At 45.0% G+C, this 18,802-nt stretch carries 10 protein-coding genes; 7 read left to right on the top strand and 3 right to left on the bottom strand.

The features are described 5' to 3' along the window. Nucleotides 1-20 precede the first annotated feature (20 nt). A complete protein-coding gene (locus HHL16_RS00155) occupies nucleotides 21-1,022 on the top strand; it encodes a 4-hydroxyproline epimerase (RefSeq protein ID WP_169423125.1) in 1,002 nt (333 codons plus the stop codon). A gap of 27 nt (nucleotides 1,023-1,049) precedes the next feature. Continuing rightward, nucleotides 1,050-2,303 (top strand): FAD-dependent oxidoreductase, encoded by a 1,254-nt coding sequence (locus tag HHL16_RS00150; RefSeq protein ID WP_169423124.1) that lies wholly within the window; start codon nucleotides 1,050-1,052, stop codon nucleotides 2,301-2,303. 18 nt (nucleotides 2,304-2,321) lie between these two features. Here HHL16_RS00150 and HHL16_RS00145 read toward each other — a convergent pair whose 3' ends face one another. Continuing rightward, a complete protein-coding gene (locus tag HHL16_RS00145; RefSeq protein ID WP_169423123.1) occupies nucleotides 2,322-3,203 on the bottom strand; it encodes an AraC family transcriptional regulator in 882 nt (293 codons plus the stop codon). A gap of 152 nt (nucleotides 3,204-3,355) precedes the next feature. Between HHL16_RS00145 and HHL16_RS00140 the strand changes: the two genes are divergently transcribed. The 5 genes from HHL16_RS00140 to HHL16_RS00120 all read left to right on the top strand — a co-directional run bounded on the left by HHL16_RS00140 (nucleotide 3,356) and on the right by HHL16_RS00120 (nucleotide 16,572). Continuing rightward, nucleotides 3,356-4,873: a CotH kinase family protein gene (locus HHL16_RS00140; RefSeq protein ID WP_169423122.1), complete on the top strand. Its 1,518-nt coding sequence runs from the start codon at nucleotides 3,356-3,358 to the stop codon at nucleotides 4,871-4,873. Nucleotides 4,874-5,455: 582 nt separating this feature from the next. Continuing rightward, nucleotides 5,456-10,546, top strand: coding sequence for a M43 family zinc metalloprotease (locus HHL16_RS00135; RefSeq protein ID WP_169423121.1), 5,091 nt, complete (start codon nucleotides 5,456-5,458; stop codon nucleotides 10,544-10,546). Between the two features lie 105 nt (nucleotides 10,547-10,651). Beyond that, nucleotides 10,652-11,821, top strand: coding sequence for a type IX secretion system outer membrane channel protein PorV (gene porV / locus HHL16_RS00130; protein ID WP_169423120.1), 1,170 nt, complete (start codon nucleotides 10,652-10,654; stop codon nucleotides 11,819-11,821). 42 nt (nucleotides 11,822-11,863) lie between these two features. Beyond that, nucleotides 11,864-15,004, top strand: a complete 3,141-nt coding sequence (locus HHL16_RS00125; protein WP_169423119.1) for a TonB-dependent receptor — start codon at nucleotides 11,864-11,866, stop codon at nucleotides 15,002-15,004. A 44-nt stretch (nucleotides 15,005-15,048) separates the two neighbouring features. Further along, nucleotides 15,049-16,572: a RagB/SusD family nutrient uptake outer membrane protein gene (locus HHL16_RS00120; RefSeq protein ID WP_169423118.1), complete on the top strand. Its 1,524-nt coding sequence runs from the start codon at nucleotides 15,049-15,051 to the stop codon at nucleotides 16,570-16,572. 72 nt (nucleotides 16,573-16,644) lie between these two features. Here HHL16_RS00120 and HHL16_RS00115 read toward each other — a convergent pair whose 3' ends face one another. Further along, nucleotides 16,645-17,931: a hypothetical protein gene (locus HHL16_RS00115; RefSeq protein ID WP_169423117.1), complete on the bottom strand. Its 1,287-nt coding sequence runs from the start codon at nucleotides 17,929-17,931 to the stop codon at nucleotides 16,645-16,647. A 175-nt stretch (nucleotides 17,932-18,106) separates the two neighbouring features. Next, complete coding sequence (locus HHL16_RS00110) at nucleotides 18,107-18,778, bottom strand: hypothetical protein (protein WP_169423116.1); 672 nt, start codon at nucleotides 18,776-18,778, stop codon at nucleotides 18,107-18,109. Nucleotides 18,779-18,802: the final 24 nt, after the last annotated feature.

The raw sequence follows: 18,802 nt of genomic DNA, 5'->3' as shown, positions 1-18,802 counted from the left end.
AAACCAAACAACTGATTACCGTGGCATCAAAAACATTTTTCTGCATCGACGCACATACCTGTGGAAACCCCGTGAGGGTAGTGGCTGGTGGTGGCCCTTTTCTGAAAGGAGCCAACATGATGGAAAAGCGTTTGCATTTTCTGAAAGAATACGACTGGATCCGCAAGGGGCTTATGTTTGAGCCCCGTGGTCATGATATGATGAGCGGCAGCATTCTCTATCCGCCTGTTGATGAACAGAACGATGTTGGTGTGCTCTTCATCGAAACAAGTGGCTGCCTGCCTATGTGCGGGCATGGCACTATCGGTACAGTTACCATCGCTATCGAAGAAGGATTGATCATTCCAAAAATACCGGGCAAACTCAGACTCGAAACACCGGCCGGACTTGTTCTGATCGAATACAAACAGGAAGGAAAGAAAGTGAAATCTGTAAGGCTCACGAATGTGAAATCATTTCTGGCTGCAGAGAATCTGGAGATCGAATGTCCTGATCTCGGCACCATCACTGTTGATGTGGCTTACGGTGGCAACTTCTACGCGATTGTAGATCCGCAGAAGAATTTTTCCGGACTAGAAAATTACAAAGCCGATCAGCTGATCTCCTGGAGCAGGGTAGTGCGGGAGAGAATGAATGAGAAGTATTCGTTCGTGCATCCGGAGAACGAACATATCAGGGGACTGAGCCATCTGCTCTGGACCGGCAAAACCATTTCTCCTGCTGCATCTGCAAGAAATGCTGTGTTCTACGGAGATAAGGCCATCGACCGCTCTCCATGCGGAACCGGAACATCCGCGCGCATGGCGCAATGGTATGCAAAAGGAAAACTGAAGAAAGGGGATGAGTTCGTTCATGAAAGCATCATCGGTTCGCAGTTCATCGGCCGCATCGAAGAAGAAACAACAGTTGCAGGAAAACCATCCATCGTGCCAAGCATCGAAGGTTGGGCAATTGTGTATGGATACAACAATGTCAAAATCGATGACGATGATCCGTATGCACACGGATTTCAGGTGATCTGATTTATCAAGCATAAATAATTACAGGGAGTGAAAAATGTAGTTGTCATAGGTGGAGGCATTATAGGATTGAGCTCAGCTTATTATCTGCAACAGGCCGGACATAAAGTAACCGTTATCGATAAAGGGAACTTTACCGACAACTGTTCTTACGGCAATGCAGGATATGTATGCCCCAGCCATTTCATTCCACTGGCAACACCGGGAATAGTGTGGCAGGGACTGAAGTGGATGCTCAACAGCAGAAGCCCGTTCTATGTGAAGCCTGGCCTGAACGGCGCGCTTATCGATTGGGGACTGAAATTCATCAGGAGTGCCAATGCGAAGCATGTTGAACAATCGGCCATCCCATTGCGCGACATTGCTTTGTTCAGTCAGAAAGAATACGAAAACTGGGCTGCATCGCCCGGCTTTGATTTCTCCTACGAGCATAAAGGAGTACTCGAAATATTTCAGACAGAGAAAGTGCAGGAGCACTCGCATCATACGGTAGAGCAGGGAAAAGCGCTCGGACTTGATGTGGATCTGCTCGATGCGCAACAACTGCAAAGTCTCGAACCACATACGAAGATCAATGCACTCGGTGCCATCTATTTCAAATGTGATGCGCACCTCGATCCCAATAAGCTGATGAAACAATTGCTCGCTCATCTGAAACAGCAAGGCGTGCAAATGATCGGAGGCGAAGAAGTGATCAGATTTGAAAAGCAGGGCAATGCCATCAAAAAAGTGATCACAGGCAGCAATGCCTATGCTGCAGATGAAGTGGTGATCGCTACAGGCTCATGGAGCCGGGAAGTAGCTGCGTTGCTGGATGTGAAAATTCCACTGATGCCAGGTCGCGGTTATTCGGTTACGTTAGAGAATTCGAAATATCATCTGAATCATCCGGCAATATTTGCCGAAGGTCGTGCTGCGGCTACACCGATGCAGGGAAACAAGATCCGTTTTGGAGGAACCATGGAAGTGGTGTCTACCAAAACACCGCCACGCTACCAGCGTGTTGAAGGAATTCTGCAGGCAGTGAAAAGATTCTTGCCTGAGTTTGATATTGCCATGCCGGCAACCGACAAGATCTGGTATGGATACAGACCCTGTTCTGCTGATGGACTGCCCTATATCGGACGTGTAAGCAAGTTCAGCAATGCTGTAGTGGCTACAGGTCACTCCATGCTGGGACTAAGCCTGGGACCTGCAACCGGAAAACTGGTGGGCGAACTGATCGACGAAAAGAAGACCAGTGTCGATATCGCAGCATTTGCTGTTGAAAGATTCGGAAAGTAAATGAATAGCAGCAACTGTTCAGGATTCGACATTCTGAAAAAAGCTGTCTACATATTCTGAAGGTGATTGTGAAGTAACGCGTTTGAATACTCTGTTGAAGTTGGTGATGCTGTTGAAGCCGCAATTGTAAGCAACGGTGGTAATACTGTCGTAAGAACCTTCAGTTAGTTTTTTGCAAGCCTCATTGATGCGAACCTCGTTGAGGAAATTTACAAAAGTGAGGCGCGTATGTTTTTTGAAATAGCGACAGAAAGCCTGCGGCGTCATATGGGCCTGTTTGGCGATATCTTCGAGCGTGATGGGTTTATCATAATGCTGCATGATGTAGTTGTAAATGGTAGCAATTCTGATCCCTTCATTCTCGCTGTAGTCCTGCGGTTGAGATAAAGTAGAGAGTGGTGATAGTTTCTTGTAGCTGAGCAGCTTTTTGAAAATATCGAGAAAGCTGATCATCTGCTCCACTCCGCTGCCATCCTTCAACTGAAGTATCAGGTTCGAGATCTCTGCAACATGCTGCTGCGGAACTTTGAAACCTGATGAATGTTGCTGAATGAATTTCTTGATGTTCCTGGTTTCAGGCAGATCGAAGAAAGATGCCAGCTGACCGTTAGGATTGAAGAAAATTGTCAGAGCGGAGATCGTTTTCTTGCTTTTCGGAGCAAAATACGAGGGATCGCTCTTGAAAAGATGGGGCTGATTAGCGCCCAGCCAAAAGATTTCGTTAGAAGTAAAACTGTGCATATTGTTGTCTGCAACCAATGTTCCTTCGCCCTTGCGTACCCATGTCAGCTGAATTTCGTGATGACGATGGAGGTGAGGATAGAAATAAGGCAGCAGATCTTTCTGCACAATGATGGTCTGATTGATGGGAACAGGAATGGTGAATTGAAGAATCTTCATGGCCAGCAGTTATAGGTATTTAGTCTTGGTTATAGCTGTAAATTAACAAAAATTATACCGAATGGCCTTGAATTTCGGGTAAAATATGGGTTAACGGGTACCATATTTTCTCCTAAAGCCTTTCAGGTTCTTGAGTACACCAATTAATTGAAATGAGAACGTTTTATTTATTACCCATTACGATTGCGCTTGCACTATTTTCAGCCGGATGTAAAAAAAGCACTAAGGCAGACTCTTCAAAAGAATTACTCAGTTTCAAGCTGGAAGCGGCATTGAACCAGAGCTTCCTGAAATCTGACATTACAGCTAAGCAAACTGACGCAACTTTCACACTCGAATTTCCATTTGGTACGCAGATCCAAAGTCTGATACCCAGTTTCACTATCTCCGGAGGCACCGTTACTGTAAACGGAACTGCGCAGAAAAGCGGAGCTTCCAATCAGGATTTCACTAAGCGGTTGCTCTACACAGTTACTGCTGCGGATGGAACACAGATCACTTACACCATTGTTTCTACAATTAAAGAAAAGGAAAAAGTAACTGTAATTCCACATCTGTACATCGATACGGAAAACAGCGATCCCATCAATTCAAAAGATGTTTACCGGAATGCAAAACTGGTGATCAATGGAATGGGCGTTTACAAAGACTACGAAGGAACTACCAAAATCAAAGGTCGTGGCAATACTACCTGGGATGAGTTTCCGAAGAAACCTTATCGTCTCAAACTCGATAAAGCTGCTGAACTGCTCGGATTATCAGCAGAAAAAGACTGGATACTGCTGGCAAACTATATGGACTATACGCTTATGCTGAATGCCATTGCCATGAAAACCGGTAAGCTGCTCGATATGCCTTACACCTACAATATCATTCCGGTTGATGTTACTATCAATGGAAAGTATGCAGGCAACTATATGTTCACGGAACACAAAGAGGTAGAGAAGAACAGAATCGATGTAAAAGATGGAGGCGTATTGCTCGAACTCGATTCATACTTCGATGAGCCTTACAAATTCTATTCTTCTAAGTACAGTCTTCCGGTGATGATTCAGTATCCTGAACTTGCCGATATGGCAGCAACTGAAAGAGATGCCCAGTTTCAGGCCATCAAGAATAACTTTACTGAGTTTGAAAATGCAGTGTACGAAAATGCATTTCCCAACAACAATTACCTGAATTATATCGATGCAAATTCACTGGTGCGATTCTTCATCGTGTACAATCTTTGTCAGAATGAAGAACTGAATCATCCGAAAAGTGTGTACCTGCATCAGCATAAAGGTGGAAAGTATAACCTCGGCCCCATCTGGGATTTCGACTGGGCTTTCGATTACGAAGGAAAATATCAGTACTTCACCAGTTATACCAAAAACCTTTTCTGGACTGGCTCCAAGGCATTGGAAGGAACACGTTTCTTCAGCAGATTCATGCTCGATCCTGCCATCAAATCTTTGTACAAAACTGAATGGAACCGTTTCAAGTCCGAGAAGTTTGCTTCACTGCTAGCATATCTTGACGAATACGCTATTCTGATTGAGCAATCACAGAAAAAAGACTACGAAGTATGGAAAAAGGGAAGCGGCAATTTCAAAAGTGATGTACAAAAACTGAGAACATGGTTGCAGAACAGAGCTTCCTACATGGATGGCTTTGTAGCTGCATTCTGATAATTCATCAACAAAAATATTCTGCCAGAGAACCACCTTGTGGTTCATGCATATCGATTTAGTGCCTTATTCTTTTGAAGGGAATTCTCTGCAAAGAGCATTCCCTTTCATTGCTTGTAATGTAGATATGCATATGTTGTACACATTGCTTCCAGACTGCATTTCAGCCGACTGGAAGTTTTTTTTCGCAACAGACGAATAAGTGTACCTGGTACGTATTGGTTGCTGTCAATTGAATAGTCAATATAAATACTAACGATATTGATTATGTTATTACTTTCTTTTTTCGCATTTGCATTACAGTAATGCATGAATTGTTTTGTTGTTTATCGTCTTCATGATAAATAGAAAATTGATGCGCAACGCTCAATTGCGCTGGTTATTGCGAAAAGTATGTCCCCCAACGGTCTTGAATTAAGAAATTATTATCATTCGTAACAGGTTTAAAGTCAGAACATACAAAAGCGCATAGGGGTGTTGTATAGGTGGATGGGGAGGCTGTATAGAGGTTCTGAATGAGGTTTTCATTTTAAGTGGATGTAGCTTGAACACCTATTAATTTTTTTTACCAAAAAACTGCTTATGATAACGAGGTTTATCAAAGTCGTCTTTATTCTCATTCTGTTTGCACATGGTGTAGGAATGAGTGAAAATGACGTTTCAGCTCAAGTGATCAAATGTGGAACCGAACAGGCGATGGAGGCGCAATACAAAAAATACCCCGAAGCCAAACTCCAGATGGAGGCATTTGAAAAAAGCATCAAACAGCTGAAGACCCAGGCGGTTTCCGGAATGCTTCACGGTGAACAAGGACAAAACCCGGATCCTTGCAGCCAGCAATTGTATGTTATTCCGGTAGTATTTCACGTGTTCTACGGAGAGTCTGCACAGGAAGCTCAACAATTGGTGCCTATGTCACAATTGCAGTCTGCATTGGATATTGCCAATGAAGATTTCAACATGACGAACACCAATCTCATCAACAGCATTGACCCAACCTTCAAACCTATTGCCAGCAAACTGAGAGTAAAATTCGTACTGGCCAAACTGGATCCCCAGGGCAACCCAACATCTGGTGCCACCTTCCACCCTCAAGCCATAGGTTTTGGTGACGCTTCTGCCGAGGCTGAAACCGAAGTAAGAAAATATGCATGGGATAATTACAAATACTGCAATGTATATGTAATGAACTACCTGTATAAAGGTAATGCCCCTAAACCCGTTGTAAGTTTTGGTGTAACAAATAAGGTTACAGACCCCGAATACAAGAAAGACATTTTTGGAGAGAACAGCACTATGTTCCTCTATGTAAAGGAAAACTATTTCAATAACGGGTCTGTTGGCCTCAATGCCATCAGCCCTAAAATTGATCTGCGCACCGTTGCAAATCCTGAGCTGGTTTTCTCTGATAACCTGAGCTGGGATTATGCTTATCCCACTGCCCGCCCCGATGATCTGGGCACCTCAGTGTATGCTTCTGAATCAGCTACCGGCCCATGGACTAAGATTGCCACAGCGTCTACCAACAAGGCAGACATGAATAAATGGATCCGTCGGACATATAGTTTGTCAGCTTTTGCAGGCAAACAAATTTATATCAGGATCCTCCGCAACATGCACCACTATTACTACGGGATCGACAATTTCGGTGTTCGTACTACAGGTTCTTCCACTTTTGCTTACCAGGAAACTTTTGAGAGCACCACTGCCGGTGCTTTGCCAACAGGATGGACCTCCGATGTAACCGATTACAATGCTCCCGATCCCAATAACTCTGGTGTTGCATGGTATCCCGACAAAGGAATGAACGACCGTAACGTATCCAGAGTTGTATTCAACGGATGGTTCCTTGGTATGGGCGGTATCTCCAGAAACAACAGGAGCTTCAACTCTACCTTCTCTCATGAACTCGGCCACTGGCTTAATCTCAAACATACTTTCGATGGTTACAACTGCGCAGGTATCGGTGATGAAGTAGACGATACGCCTCCCACCAACAAAGCCGGAGGCGGTTGCTCCGTATCACTTTGCGGTGGCAAGATCAATGGCGAAAACTTCATGGACTACAATACCACCTGTTACAAAATGTTCACCAAAGGTCAGATCGATCGTATGACTGCGGCTACCGGCCACGTTGCACGTAAATCTATCTGGTCGCTGGAAAATCTCGTTGCAACTGGTGTTCGCTCAGCATACGACAATACCTGTACTCCACAGGGATTGTTCTACATGAGCGCAGAGAAAGTAACAGCTGGCATCAAAACCTCCGTTACATTCGAAGACCGTTCTGTAGGCTTCCCCACTTCATGGGAATGGACCATCGACAATGGTTCCGGCACTCCGGTGACATCCACAGCCCGTACCGTTTCTGCAGAATTTGAGAAAGAAGGTGACTATATCATCACACTCAAAGTAAAGAATGAGAACGGAGAAACAACCATCACCAGAAACCTGATTGTTGCACAGAAAGAAGAAACCAACTGCAAAGGCGGTGATGATTTCAACACCACACCAGTTGGAAACCTGCCCGGATCGTGGACCGCAGCAATTCCATCAGGAAACTTCGCTGTAGCCAAAGTTTCAAAAGATGAATATGTTGATCTCGACGGACCATATGCTACTATCAAATCCGCAGACAACACTACCTATTTCTACCTCAGTGAGAACTTCAATACAGAACAGAACAAAGCTGATGAGATCAATATCACCACAGCCAAATACTCATTGGCGGCACTGACCAACCCTGGTATCTATTTCTCTGATAACCTTGCATGGGACAGATCATGGCCTTCTGCACGTCCGGTGGATGAAGCAACTATCATCCTTGCATCTGAATCACTTTCAGGTCCATGGGTTGTTGTTGGAAAACTTGCTACCGACAAAGCCAATATGGGCAAATGGAATACACGCAAACTGAAAATGTCTCAGTTCGCAGGTAAAGACGTGTACATCAGAATACAGCGCAACAACCACCATTTCTTCTATGCACTGGAAGATCTCTGCATCAAGGAATGGGACGGAAGCAACAATCCTGATCCTGAGCCAGAACCCAGCATGGGCGCTGATTGTAAGGCAGGTGAGAACTTCAATAAAATGACTGCAGGTAGTCAGCCGATCGGCTGGACCGCCGGAATTCCGGTAGGAAGCAAAGCGAATTTCAAAGTGAGCACCAGCGAAGAGGTTAATCTCGATGGAAGAGCCGCTACATTGAAAGCAACCGACAACACGCAGTTCCTCTTCATGGGTGAGAACTTCAACGACGACGCTAATAACTGGGATGAGCTCACCATCACTTCCGGTAAACTTTCTCTGAAGAATGTTACCAAAGCAGCGCTCAACTTCGTTGATAACCTGGCATGGGATGCTTCATGGCCTGCTGCGCGCCCTGAGGATAAAGCAACACTGATTCAGATCAGTGAAAACGGCACTACAGGATGGACAACAGTTGCCACGCTCAGCACTGCCAAATCACAATTCGGAAAATGGAATGCCAGAACTGTTGATATCAAAGCATATGATGGCAAAGACATTTACTTCAGAATTGTAAGAAATGAACACCACTATTATTATGCGGTGGACGATATCTGTATCAAAGAGGGAAGCACCACCAATCCAGGTAACCCGGATCCCAGCATGGGCGAGGGTTGCAAGGCTGGTGAGAATTTCAACAAAATGACTGCAGGTAATGCACCTGTCGGTTGGACTGCCGGAATTCCTCTTGGCAGCAAAGCCAACTTCAAAGTGAGCACCAGCGAAAACGTGAACCTCGATGGAAGAGCTGGCATTGTGAAAGCAACTGACAACACACAGTTCATGTTCATGGGTGAGAACTTCAACCATGAACTCAATAACTGGGATGAGCTCACCATCACTTCAGGAAAGATCTCTCTGAAAAATATCACCAAGGCATCACTCAGTTTTACCGATAACCTCGCATGGGACGCTTCATGGCCGGCTGCACGCCCCGATGATAATGCTACCCTGGTTCAGATCAGCGAAAACGGAACAAGCGGATGGGCAACCATTGCAACGCTTGCCACCAACAAATCTCAATTCGGAAAATGGAATGCCAGAACTGTTGACATCAGAGCATACGATGGCAAAGACGTTTACCTGAGAATTGTAAGAAAAGAACACCACTATTATTATTCTGTAGACGATATCTGTATCAAAGACGGTGGTGGCACCAATCCTAACCCCGATCCGGAACCCAGCATGGGCGCCGATTGTAAGGCAGGCGAGAATTTCAACAAAATGACAGCAGGCGGCCAACCCGCAGGATGGACACTCGCTGCTCCGGCCGGCAACAAAGCCACTGTGAAAATCTCCACCAGTGAGAACGTCGATATCGATGGATTGAAAGCAACTATCAAATCTGCAGATAACAGCAACTACCTGTTCCTCGGCGAAAACTTCAATGATGAAATCAATGGAGCAGATAAGCTGGATCTCACTTCTTCCAAATACTCTTTGAAGAATGTAAAAAATGCAACGCTTACTTTCTCTGATAACTTTGGCTGGGACCCAACATGGCCTGATCCCCGTCCGGATGATGAAGCCACAACAGTATCTGTAAGTGAAAGCCTCACCGGTACATGGACTGAAGTAGCTAAGCTCACCACCAACAAATCGCAGTTTGCAAAATGGAATGCCCGCAGCATCAGCATCAAGGCATTCGATGGCAAGGACATTTACATCCGCATCTCCAGATCTGCGCACCACTATTATTATGCAGTGGAAGATATCTGTATCAAAGGAGAGGATGGCGGAAGCAATCCTAACCCCAATCCCGGTAACGAAGCAGATTGTAAAACCGGTTCTGAAGATTTCAACAAATTCTCAGAAGGCGCTTCACCAGCGGGCTGGAGCACTGCGATCCCTGCAGGCAACAGCGCAGCAGTGAAACTCAGCAAATCCCAAACTGTTGATGTTGACGGAACTGCTACCACCATTAAATCTGCTGATGAATCCCTCTTCCTGTTCATGGGCGAGAACTTCAACAGCACCACGCAGGCTGTGGATGAAGTTTCCATCACCACTCCCAAGATCTCTCTGAAAGGATTGAAAGAAGTAGTGCTTTATTTTTCTGATAACCTCGCATGGGATCCATCATGGCCGGTTGATCGTCCGGACGACAATGCCACTACCATTCAGGTAAGTGAGAACGCTGCAGGTCCGTTTACTGACGCAGTTACACTGAGTACCAACAAATCAAAATTCGGACAGTGGACAAAGCGCACTATCGATCTCAGCAAATACAATGGCAAAGAGATCTACGTGAGATTCCGCAGAAATGCACATCATTACTATTATGCCATCGAGAACGTTTGTTTCAAAGGCAAAACAGATAACACCAATCCTGGTAACCCTGATCCGGAGCCAAAACCGGAAACAAAACTGCCATTGGGCAAAGGAGATGCGTTTGGTCTGATGATCACTCCCAATCCTGTATTCACGGATCTGAAAGTAACATTCCTTAACCGTGTTCCCGGTGCAGTAAATATGGAGATCATCGATATGAACGGAAGAGTGCTGATGAGAAAGAGTGTGAACAGCACCAGCCTGAAAGCCGAAACGCATTCATGGCCTGTGGGTTCACTCACTCCGGGTGTGTATCTCCTGCGCATCAGCAACGGCGCAATGAAAGAGTCTCAAAGATTTCTCAAGTATTAACAGGTAAAGCATTTCCCACCAGGTTGCCGGAGCGCTCTGTTCCGGCAGCCGGCGGAAATGTGACATCGGATCAATCAATTTAAAAACTCTCCAAAAGATATTCAGATGTTGAAAAAACAAATGGCCGGCGTAATCGGAATGGTTCTGGCGATTACTGCAAGCCCTTATTTTTCTGCTGCACAAACAGAACCTTCTGTAAACGCAGATGGCCGGAGGAACATTCCTCCCACAGGCGTTCCCTTTCTGAGGATCTCACCCGATGCCAGAAGTGGTGGCATGGGAGAAACGGGCATTGCCATTGCTCCTGATGCAAATGCCGTATTCTGGAATATGTCTAAGATTCCATTTGCCGAACAAAAAACACAGGTGTCTGCCAGTTATACTCCATGGCTGAGAGATATCATCGGAGATATGTATCTGGCCAATGTTGCAGCGTATCATAAGCTCGATGATAAACAGGCCATCGGCGGATCACTCCGTTATTTCTCTCTCGGATCGATGCAGTTCAGAACAGCAGCAGGAAATGAAATGGGAAGTGTAAGAGCCCGCGAACTGGCACTGGATGCGGGTTACGCGCGCAAGCTTTCCGACAACTGGTCGATGGGTGCTGCCATGCGTTACATCTATTCGAATCTCGGAAATGCACAGTCTGCAGAAGGACAGGGAAAATTATACAAGCCTGCGCATGCAGTAGGTGGAGATCTCTCTTTCTCTTATCACAAAGCATTGCAACAAAAGAATAATCTGGAAGGCGGCGCTTTCGACTTCGGTGTAGTGCTCAGCAATATCGGAACAAAAATTTCTTATGCCAGTGAAGGAGATAAACTTTTCCTTCCTGCCAATCTGGGCATTGGTGCGGCATACACGCATGCAGCCGATGAGAACAACAAAATCACTTTTGCAGTAGACTTCAACAAACTGATGGTGCCCAGCATTACGGAAGAAGGCAAATACCAGTCTGGACAAAGCCCTATCGATGCTGCTTTCAAATCGTTCAACGACGCGCCGGGAGGTTTCAAAGAAGAATTGAAAGAGGTGACATATTCACTCGGAGCAGAATACTGGTACAACAATCAGTTTGCACTGCGTGCAGGATATTTTCATGAGTCTGCCCAGAAAGGCGACAGACAATATTTTACAACGGGTGCGGGCATAAAGCTCAATGCTGTTGGATTTAATTTCTCTTATATCATTCCTTCAGGATCAGGCACTGCAAGAAGTCCGCTTTCAAACACCTTGCGCTTCTCATTCCTGGTGGATCTCGGAAAAGAATAATCTGTAAATCTTTCGCAATAGCAACATTTTTAATTTTCAATTATGATTTCAAAGAAACCCCATTCTCTTAAAATGCTGCACCAGCAGTTGTTCAGGTTCCTGATGATGGGCCTGATGCTGCTTGGTATAACGGCATCCGGATTTGCCCGGCAATCAACAAATGAAGTAAAAGGACAAGTAACCGATGCTGCAAAGCTTCCGGTTGCGAATGCAAGTGTTCAGGTAAAGAGCAGCGGAAAATCTGTTCTTACTGATAACAACGGAAATTACAAGATCAGCGCTGCAGCCGCGGATGTGCTGATCATCTCCACCATCGGATTCAAAACCATCGAGGTTTTGATAGATGGAAAAACAACTGTAGACGTGCAACTCGAAAAAGAGATCAAAGGTCTCGATGAAGTGGTTGTAATCGGTTATGGAACGCAGAAAAGATCGAATGTATCCAGCGCTGTAACTTCAGTGAAAGGGGAAGACATTCAGAAAATAGCTGCCAATAACCCTATCAATGCTTTGCAGGGTAAGGTTGCGGGCTTATCTGTATCTACGCCAGGTGGTAATCCCGGGCAGGGTGCGGATGTGAGATTGCGTGGTGTGTCTACCTTTGGAGACCACCAGCCTTTATACATCATCGATGGAGTGCCGGGTAATGGCTACTATCTCAACAGCAACGACATTGCTTCAATGGAAGTGCTGAAAGATGGTGCTGCTGCTTCAATTTACGGTTCTCAAAGTGCCAATGGTGTGATCATCATTACCACTAAAAAGGGAAAGAAAGGCGCTCCTGTGATCGAGATCAATTCTTATTACAGCTCAGTGAAACCTACCAAAACATACGATCTGCTGAACGCAGACGGATACCAGAAAGTGCATAAACAAATGTATGCTACTGCTCCTCCACAGACAGTGGTTCCTGAATACGTGAATACAGCTACCGGATTTAATACAAACTGGCAGGATCTTATCTCACGCACAGGTTCTGCGCAAAATCACAACGTAACCATGAGAGGCGGTGGTGAATACCTCACCTACGTATTGGGTGGTGATCTTACCGAAGAAGTAGGTACTTTTATCGGTTCCAAATTCAGCAAAAAATCGGTGCGTCTCGGCAATGAATTCAAGAAGGGCATCCTTACAGTAGAGAACAACCTGATCTACTCACAACTGAGAAATGAAGGCATCAAGTTCAACCTGATGGACGCCTATTTCCAGTCGCCACTGTTACCTGTGTACGATCCTGCTGAAAAGTATGGTTATGCACTTACAATGAAAGGACTGCCAAGATTTCAGAATGCAATGGGTGCAGATCATTTTCTCGACGCTTACAATACCACGCAGTATTTGTCGGACATCCTGAAGATCAAACTGCAGTTCACCAAACAACTGAGTTATACGGTTAACCTGAACTATGTAAACTCCAACGAGTACAGCTTTACACATCGCCCGGATAGCCGGTACAATGCCAATGATCCTGCAATTTCTTTCCCGTACCTTTCTCAGGCCCGCTCAAATTATAAAGAGCAGCTCATTGAGCACCTGTTGAGCTACGACTATAAAAAAGGAAAGCATGCTGTATCGGTACTGGCTGGTTATTCTGCTCAGCAAAAAACAAATGAATCACTCGGCGTTTCCGTTGATGGAAAAACCATTGTACGTACTGTAGAAAACGGAGTGATCAAAGAAAAAGAAGTTCCTGCCGGTTTCCCTGATCCTAACTTCAATACAATCAGAGCCGGAGTGGGGGGTATATTCAGTGGAAGCGGTACAAAAAACAAATATGTTCGTTTGTCTTCTTTCAGCCGTATCAACTATGCTTACGACAATAAATACCTGTTACAGCTTGCTATAAGAAGAGACGGCTCTTCCAAATTCGGAGAGAACTATCGCTTCGGAAACTTCCCTTCAGTGTCTGTTGGTTGGAATATCAACAAAGAGCAATTCATGGAGAACCTCACCTGGATCGATGTGCTGAAACTGAGAGCCAGCTATGGTGAGCTCGGAAGTGAAGGGGGCCTTTCCAATTATGAGCATCAGGCATTGGTGTATGCATCCAATACATGGGCCGGCGGATACGTTCAGGGTTCAGGTGCAACACCATGGCAAGGTTATGCTGCCTGGGATCTGAGAAATAAAGACCTGAGATGGGAAACATCAAAAACTACCAACTTCGGTGTTGACTTTACTTTGTTCCAGAACAAACTGTCTGGTAGCATCAACTACTTTAATAAAACTACAGACGGACTGCTTGCAGAAGTTGTAGTACCTCCATCTGCGGGAGTGAACAATCCTACTTTGAACGTAGCAAGAGTTGCGAATAAAGGCTTGGAACTGGAGCTCTCCTATGCATTGCTACGCAGCAAAGACTGGAGAGTTAACCTTTCCGGTTCATTTGCCACTATCTCCAATGAAGTACTTGAGTTAGCCAATAAAGATCAGGCAATTTATGGAGCTGGATTGAAGTTCGGAACCGAACACTTCCCTAACCAAACAGTAGTAGGTAAAGAAATCGGTGCATTCTTTCTTTATCAGGCCAATGGAATTTTCCAATCTGATGAAGAAGCAGCAGGTTATCTGAATAAGGATGGTCAGCGTCTTCAACCAAAAGCAAAAGGCGGTGATATTCGTTTCCTCGACATGAATGGTGATGGTGTGATCGATGAATTGGATAAAACCTACTCCGGCACTGCATTCCCTAAATATGAATTTGGTTTCAATGTCGATGCCGCCTACAAAAACTTCGATCTTACTATCTTCTTCCAGGGTGTAGCAGGTAACAAACTCTATAATGGCGCACGTTTCGAACTCGAAGGGATGGATGCTCCGAGGAACTTTATGTTCTCAACGCTGAGAGCATGGACACCCACTAACAAGAATACCGATATGCCACGTGCAGTATGGGGAGATCCGAACGGAAACAACAGAGAATCTACCCGCTTTCTGGAAGACGGTTCTTATCTGAGATTGAAAACAATCCAGGTTGGTTACACGCTTCCACACAACTTGCTGAACAAGGCAAAGATCGAGCGCCTGAGACTGTATGTAAGCGGACAAAACCTGCTGACCTTTACCGGATACACAGGTCTCGACCCGGAAGCTGCTGCCTTTGATATTTTCAGCAACGGAACTATCAGAAGTATGTATCCTCAAAACAAAAGAATGATTGTTGGAGTGCAGCTTACTTTCTAAGTCACGCTACATTCATGTTTTACTTCCCAGAAAAAAGATTTACAATGAACAAATTCACAAATAGCATCATGGTGGCCGGCCTGGTAGTTCTGGGGCTGACATCTTGCAAGAAGAGCCTGCTGGAGCAGTTATCGCCAGACCAGCTTACTACCGATAATTTTTACACCAATAAAGAAAGGGCACTTTCCGGACTGGCATCTGCCTATTCTCAGATCGAAGATTTTGTAGGTTGGGATCAGTATGTGGAAGCCCGCTCTGTACGCGAGTTCTACAGAGAGGATTTCGTGGTTCCGGGAGCGGATGCGAGCAATTATCCCTGGTGGACCGATCATTATTATTTTACATTCACCAGCGGTAACCCTGCAATCGGTCATATCTGGACCTGTCAGTACAGAGGTATCAATTTTGCCAATCAGGTAATCGAAGGGGTGGCAGCTATGAAGCCCGAAACCATCGACGAAGCTGCAAGGAAAATGATTACAGCCGAAGCAAAATTTCTCAGAGCTTACTATCATTTCCGTCTGTTGCAGAACTTTGAAAGGATTATCATTCGCGACAAATACCCTACATCAGGAACGGATCTTCCCAAAGCGCTTTCGAGCAGGGCAGAAGCGTACGATTTTATCCTCAACGATCTGAAGGCTGCTTTAGCTGATCTTCCATTGCGTTCTGCACGTCCCGGCACTGAACTGGGAAGGATCACCAAAGGCACCGCAGAATCTTATATCGGTAAAGTATACCTGCATCGTGCGGGTGATGAAGCCGCCAATGCACCTGCTTACTATGAGCAGGCCCGCATTGCGCTCAACAACGTAATCACCTCCAACGAATACCAGCTTGAAGCAAACTTCATGGGCATGTTCAACGGAACTATCAAGAATAGCAAAGAGTCTATTTTTGAACTGCAGCAAACTGCTGATGCATCTGGTGGTGCATATTTCCGTTCATTCCTGGCCGACTGGATAGCTGCTTCAGAAATGAATGGTTACGGCGAGATATATGCTACTCCACGTCTGATCACTGAAATGACTAAGGAAGGAACTCCCGGAAACCGCGATCCACGCGCTTACGGCACTATGGTTTTCGAAGATCCTTATTTTAAAGATCCCGTTGCAAAACGCGCATATGGGTATACCTATAATGATATCTTTGGTGACGGTTCGGGTATTGCATCTTTCAGAAAATGGATTCCTGCAGATATCGCTAACCTCGGTCGTTCACTGGGTATCAATATGCCGCTCATGCGTTATGCCGATGTAATGCTGATGTACGCTGAAGTTCTGAATAATCAGGCCAAATACGGAGATGCGAATACTCAGATCAATAACCTCCGCACAAACAGAGGTATGACAGCGTTGAATCTGACTACCAAAACTGAGATCTTCGATCAGATCAGACATGAGCGTGTTATGGAATTTACACTCGAAGGAAGTCGTTTCTATGACCTCAGAAGATGGGGCCTGCTTGAGCAAAACATGCAGGCGGCAGGAAGAAGCTTTTCTGCTGAAAAGGCTTTCTACCCGATTCCTCTGACAGAGATTCAATCGAATCCTTTGATCAAACAATAGTTTGCAACATCGGAATACAGAAAACCGGAGCTCATATGAGCTCCGGTTTTTTTATGCATGCATCGGTGTTAGTTATCTGTTGTAAGGGAATTCGTTCACCCAGTGGAAACCGCGTTTCATCAGCAGAAACTGCTTCTCGTCGAACCGCTTCAGCCTGATGCGGATGGTGTCATTCTTCACTACACCACTCATTGTAAGATAGGGTGGGTCTGCTTTGTAGCTGAATCGGCTTTTCGCCAATGTATCCGATGGAGGAGTGAATTCCACTGTTTTTGCAACGGTATCGATATTGATCATGAACCTTTTGATGGAGTCGTTCAGGAGCTGTGCTGTTGCATATTTAGCACTTGGAATGATCAGTCTTTTCCAGCGGGTGGTATCGGTTGTAAGAGGAACAACGGTTTCGTTGTTTCTGGTGAAATCTTCGGTGTAATAGATTCCATACAATGGGGGCTTAGGCGCTTTGGCTCCATACATCGACTGAGCGGTGAACGCACCATAGAAGGTGGAGATGAGTACAAATGCAACGATCAGCCATTTGATGGTTGCGAGTATTATTCTGGCTTTCCTGCTGGTGTAGGGAGCACCGACATCCGATGAGGTGGTTGGCTTGTTCTGAAAGAAGAATGCTGCGAGTTTCTTCCCATCCTTCCATATCAGAAAGATGCTCATGAGTATGGTGTTGAAAGAAAGCAGTTTTACAGGAACATCATACCCCATATTGATCATAAATACATTCGACATTACGCCGAGGCAAACTATTGCACCGAGGGTGGTGGTTCTTCTTGTAAGCAGCAAAACTCCTCCGAGCAATTCTGCAAATCCTGTGAAGTAGTTGTAAGTATCGGAGTATCCCATGTAGGTCCAGGCGAGGCCCATTGGTGATGAATCTCCGTAAGGCTGCACCAGTCTAAGTAACGATGGGTAGGGGAATTGCAGTTTGATCACTTTGTAACTGCCATAGATCACCATTGTATAAAAAAGATAATAACGAACTATCACTCTGATCCAGTAGTATAAAGTGTTGTAACTTTTTCTGTGCCGGTCGAAAATAGTCCAGATGATGGTTCCCGCTATGGTGAGTATGATGGTGAAAAACCAGAGCATGTAATCGTAAGTAGTGTCTCCGCTTCCTGAAGGTCCCATCGGCATTTCACCTTTGTATCCGAACACATTTTTTGCGAACCATGGTATGAATCTGTCCAGCAGTTTATTCAATTGTTCATAAAACAGATCTATAACCGGCAGGTCGTTGTTGGGAGTAAAAAAAATGTACAAAGCGAAATACAAAAAGCAAAGCCGGAAGGCAATCTTTTTAGAACTGCTCCAGTGAGTGTCTGGTGATGCCAGTAGTTGCATAGGCAGGTAGTTTTGGGATGATTCGGTTAGGTCAGCACATAATTTAGAGAATTATTGGAAGAAATGAAAGAGGGAATCGATGTAAGAGGGGAGAATTTATACAAAACAGACAAAAGCCCGGCAAGAGATTGCCGGGCTTTTCAATATGAGGTTAACTCTGTTTCGTTGTTGGAACTTACGGGAGTGTATTGTAATGTTGGATCAGTTTCGCAACATCTCCTTCTTTTTTCAGCGAGATCTTATTCGCGTCGATAAACTGTTGTACGGCTGCTTCTTTATCTTTTACCAGTTCGAGCACTTCCTGTTTGTTCAGTTTGATCAATGTGCTGGCTACGCCTTCTTTTTTCGCATAATATCTGGTTACGGTAGAGAAGTTTTTTACTACTCCTTTATTGATCTCATTGAGGTCTGATACCTGTTTTATGTCGGAGCGGTAAAGACTGAGTTTGCCTTTGGCGAGCACCTGTACAAACTGATCTTCTTTCAGTGCATTGCCACTGATGCCTTTGATGAAATACATAAAGGAAGATGAGTCTGAAGGGGTGGGCTTCAATACAAAGCTGTATACCGGATCAGCAAACTGATAGCTCATGTCGTGGCTGGAGAAAAGCAATTGATTCTCGTGCACATCGTATTTGATGAGCAGGCGGGGGTAAGTGCCTTTGTCGATCGACACAGATCCTTCAATCCATTTATCAATAAAAAATGGTGTTCCTTTTACTTCGGTGTATTTCTCGGAGTTGAACATCCGGTTAGTTGCGGGATCGTGAAGTACCATATCCTGAGCTTGGGCTGAAAGGGTTACTGCCAGCAGCAGGGCAGAGGAAAGGAGTTTTATTTTTTTCATACAGTTAATTTACGTTAATAAAAA

It is taken from the genome of Pseudoflavitalea sp. G-6-1-2 (assembly GCF_012927185.1).
In the GTDB taxonomy this organism is placed as follows: Bacteria; Bacteroidota; Bacteroidia; order Chitinophagales; family Chitinophagaceae; genus Pseudobacter.
This window is presented reverse-complemented; position numbering and strand designations above follow the sequence as displayed.

Excerpts from the sequence above, each read along its gene's own strand:
- HHL16_RS00120 (WP_169423118.1), top strand. The coding sequence starts at position 15,049 with ATGAACAAATTCACAAATAGCATCATGGTGGCCGGCCTGGTAGTTCTG.
- HHL16_RS00135 (WP_169423121.1), top strand. The coding sequence starts at position 5,456 with ATGATAACGAGGTTTATCAAAGTCGTCTTTATTCTCATTCTGTTTGCA.
- HHL16_RS00110 (WP_169423116.1), bottom strand. The coding sequence starts at position 18,778 with ATGAAAAAAATAAAACTCCTTTCCTCTGCCCTGCTGCTGGCAGTAACC.
- porV (WP_169423120.1), top strand. The coding sequence starts at position 10,652 with ATGTTGAAAAAACAAATGGCCGGCGTAATCGGAATGGTTCTGGCGATT.
- HHL16_RS00145 (WP_169423123.1), bottom strand. The coding sequence starts at position 3,203 with ATGAAGATTCTTCAATTCACCATTCCTGTTCCCATCAATCAGACCATC.
- HHL16_RS00140 (WP_169423122.1), top strand. The coding sequence starts at position 3,356 with ATGAGAACGTTTTATTTATTACCCATTACGATTGCGCTTGCACTATTT.
- HHL16_RS00125 (WP_169423119.1), top strand. The coding sequence starts at position 11,864 with ATGATTTCAAAGAAACCCCATTCTCTTAAAATGCTGCACCAGCAGTTG.
- HHL16_RS00115 (WP_169423117.1), bottom strand. The coding sequence starts at position 17,931 with ATGCAACTACTGGCATCACCAGACACTCACTGGAGCAGTTCTAAAAAG.